We start from the raw sequence: 3,432 nt of genomic DNA, 5'->3' as shown, positions 1-3,432 counted from the left end.
GTGCGGAGCGGTAGTTCAGTTGGTTAGAATACCGGCCTGTCACGCCGGGGGTCGCGGGTTCGAGTCCCGTCCGCTCCGCCACTTATTCAGACAAAAGCCCCAGTAGAAATGCTGGGGCTTTTTCGTATCTAACAACTCAATTCACCTATCGGTGCATGAGTCTCGCTTGTGTGTAAGTCCAATTGAACGTAAGCTCGGACTAGGCGTCCCCACGCTTCCGCTACTTATTTGGAAACCCAGCCTTCGGAATAGGTTTTGTCGTTTCTGATATCCTCAGATCTCTGTGTTTGCTGTAGAACTCGTTGTGTTAGGTAAAGATCTTATCTCTCTTGTCAGTGTCCATTTTCTAAATCTTAAAAGTAACTAAGGGTAAGTACTTACTTATTCTCATCACTTTGCTAGCAATACCTTTGTTATGTGAGTCGTGATGTCAGCTACCTCTAAGTGCTGTTACATATTTTGCATTCGAGGTTTACTGTAAATAAAAAGCCCGTTGCTTGCGTAACGGGCTTCGGATTCCTATTTGTATAGTTATTTCTAAAGAGATATATACTTACTTTCTGCGACTTCCCATAGGGCTTTAACTAACGGGTTTTCTAGCTGGCTTTTAATACAGCAAACACCGAGTTCGAATGGTTTGATAGGCAGAACTTTCAGTCGATTTATCTTCTCTCTGACAGGGCTATTGTTGATTACCACATCCGGTGCGATACCTACGCCACAACCTAAAGCCACCATACTGACAATAGCCTCATGCCCTGCTACTTGTGCGTAGATGTTTGGTTTGATCTTCATTTGCTTAAACCAAACATTCGCTCTTTCTCTTGCTGTGCCTGCTTCTGGGAGAATAAAAGGGATCGTTGACCAATCCGGGGTTTCTTTTTGTAGTTCTTCTGCGAAGCTGCTAATTCCAACCGGAGCAATAACCGATAGAGGTATCTCGCTGATTGGTTCAAAAGCCACTTTAGCGGGTAGTTGGTCTGGCTTTGCCGAGATCGCGATATCAGCCTCATCCGCCATTATCTTATCGATAGCTTGGGCTGGATCGCCAGTAGAGAGTTTGAATTCAATAAATGGGTGTTGTATGCGGAAATCGGAAATAAGCTCCGGGAGGTGACTGTAACTTGCAGTTACCGAGCAAAATAAACGTATCTCCCCCTTTAGCTCATCTTCCGTTCCTTTGACGTAGCTTTGGTATTGCTGCCATTCCCCCAAGATCTTTAGTGCAACAGGCAATAACTTCTTTCCTTGAACCGTCAATTCGACACTTCGATTATCACGCAAGAACAGCTGTTGATGCGTTTCTTCTTCTAATTTTTGGATCTGCCGACTCAGTGCGGAAGGGCTGATATGCATTGCTGCCGCTGTCTTAGCGAAGCTTTTACTATCACATAGATGAATGAATAGTTGTAGGCTTTTGATGTTCATTAAATCTTTACGTCCATGTTGCATTTATTGCAATAAGTAATTGTGAATATATCACTTTCAGCAACAGAATGTCTGTTTTAGTATGAACTCATTCGGTAACACAAATACCGACCTCTATGGAAGAATGTTAAGGAGCACCCAGATGGCTAACTATTTCAATACCCTAAACTTACGTGAGCAATTGGACCAACTTGGTCGTTGTCGCTTTATGGACCGCGAAGAATTCGCATCAGAAGCAGATTACCTAAAAGGTAAGAAAGTGGTCATCGTAGGTTGTGGTGCTCAAGGCCTTAACCAAGGTCTAAATATGCGTGATTCTGGTTTAGACGTTGCTTACGCTCTACGCCAAGCTGCGATCGACGAGCAACGTCAATCGTTCAAAAACGCAAAAGATAACGGCTTTGAAGTAGACAGTTACGAAAAGCTAATTCCACAAGCTGACCTAGTAATCAACCTAACGCCAGACAAGCAGCACACTAACGTTGTTGAAACGGTAATGCCTCTCATGAAAGAAGGCGCAGCACTAGGCTACTCACACGGTTTCAACGTAGTTGAAGAAGGCATGCAAATCCGTAAAGACCTAACGGTTGTAATGGTTGCGCCTAAGTGTCCAGGTACAGAAGTACGTGAAGAGTACAAGCGTGGCTTCGGTGTCCCTACACTAATCGCTGTTCACCCAGAAAATGACCCTAAAGGCGAAGGCTGGGACATTGCGAAAGCATGGGCTGCTGGTACAGGTGGCCACCGCGCAGGTTGTCTAGAGTCTTCATTCGTAGCGGAAGTTAAATCTGACCTAATGGGTGAGCAAACTATCCTATGTGGCATGCTACAAGCCGGTTCTATCGTGTCTTACGAGAAGATGATTGCTGACGGTATCGACCCAAGCTACGCAGGTAAACTTCTACAATACGGTTGGGAAACAATCACTGAAGCTCTTAAGTTTGGTGGTATCACTCATATGATGGACCGTCTATCAAACCCAGCAAAAGTAAAAGCATTTGAGCTTTCTGAAGAGCTAAAAGAGCTAATGCGTCCACTATACAACAAGCATATGGACGACATCATTACGGGTGAATTCTCCAGTACTATGATGGCTGACTGGGCAAACGACGATGCAAACCTACTAGGCTGGCGTGAAGAGACGGGTGAAACCGCTTTCGAAAACTACCCTGCAGGCGACATCGAAATCTCTGAACAAGAGTACTTCGACAACGGCATTCTACTGGTAGCTATGGTTCGTGCTGGTGTTGAGCTAGCATTCGAAGCAATGACAGCATCAGGCATCATCGATGAGTCTGCATACTACGAGTCACTGCACGAGCTACCTCTAATCGCAAACACAGTTGCACGTAAGCGCCTATACGAAATGAACGTGGTAATTTCAGATACAGCAGAGTACGGTAACTACCTATTTGCTAACGTAGCAACACCGCTACTACGTGAGAAGTTCATGCCATCAGTAAGCACAGACGTAATCGGTAAAGGTCTAGGCGAGTCGTCTAACCAAGTCGATAACGCTACGCTAATCGCAGTAAACGAAGCGATTCGTAACCACCCAGTAGAGTACATCGGTGAAGAGCTACGTGGTTACATGACGGATATGAAGAACATCGCAGTAGGCGGCTGATTTCTATCTAAGTCAGTAAAGAACTCCGGATAGACTGGGGTCAATAAATACAACATACAACACAACATCTAATTAAAAGGCTTGGTCGCCGTTGACCAAGCCTTTTTGTTTTTATGAAGACGGACTGTTTCCTTCGAACCGTGGGAGTGCTTCGCTGTTAAAATCGGACGTGTTCGTTGGGATAGAATTGAAAGAAGTAGAGGTATATGTTGACTGGATTTTCCCTTAAGAAGGCAAAATTGAAGCGAATCCCGAATCCCGAATCCCGAATCCCGAATCCCGAATCCCGAAAACAAAAAGGGTTGACGTACATACGCCAACCCTTAAGAATTTTCTCGCTTCTCGCTTCTCGCTTCTCGCTTCTCGCTTCTCGCTTC

2 protein-coding genes and 1 tRNA gene are annotated in these 3,432 nt (G+C 45.0%); 2 read left to right on the top strand and 1 reads right to left on the bottom strand.

Annotated features, from left to right (window positions below):
• Window positions 1–4: 4 nt before the first annotated feature.
• Window positions 5–81 (top strand) — tRNA-Asp (locus tag VJL_RS17140).
• A gap of 456 nt (window positions 82–537) precedes the next feature.
• On the opposite strand, the gene ilvY is transcribed toward VJL_RS17140, so the two are convergent.
• Window positions 538–1,428 (bottom strand): HTH-type transcriptional activator IlvY, encoded by an 891-nt coding sequence (ilvY, locus tag VJL_RS17135; RefSeq protein WP_038873954.1) that lies wholly within the window; start codon window positions 1,426–1,428, stop codon window positions 538–540.
• A 142-nt stretch (window positions 1,429–1,570) separates the two neighbouring features.
• Here ilvY and ilvC point away from each other — a divergent pair, with 142 nt between their 5' ends.
• Window positions 1,571–3,055: a ketol-acid reductoisomerase gene (ilvC, locus tag VJL_RS17130; RefSeq protein ID WP_038879763.1), complete on the top strand. Its 1,485-nt coding sequence runs from the start codon at window positions 1,571–1,573 to the stop codon at window positions 3,053–3,055.
• Window positions 3,056–3,432: the final 377 nt, after the last annotated feature.

The sequence above is a fragment of the Vibrio jasicida CAIM 1864 = LMG 25398 genome (assembly GCF_000400365.1).
GTDB classification, from domain to species: Bacteria; Pseudomonadota; Gammaproteobacteria; order Enterobacterales; family Vibrionaceae; genus Vibrio; species Vibrio jasicida.
Note: the sequence above shows the minus strand (reverse complement) of the source record. Positions and strands in the feature narration are given on the sequence as shown.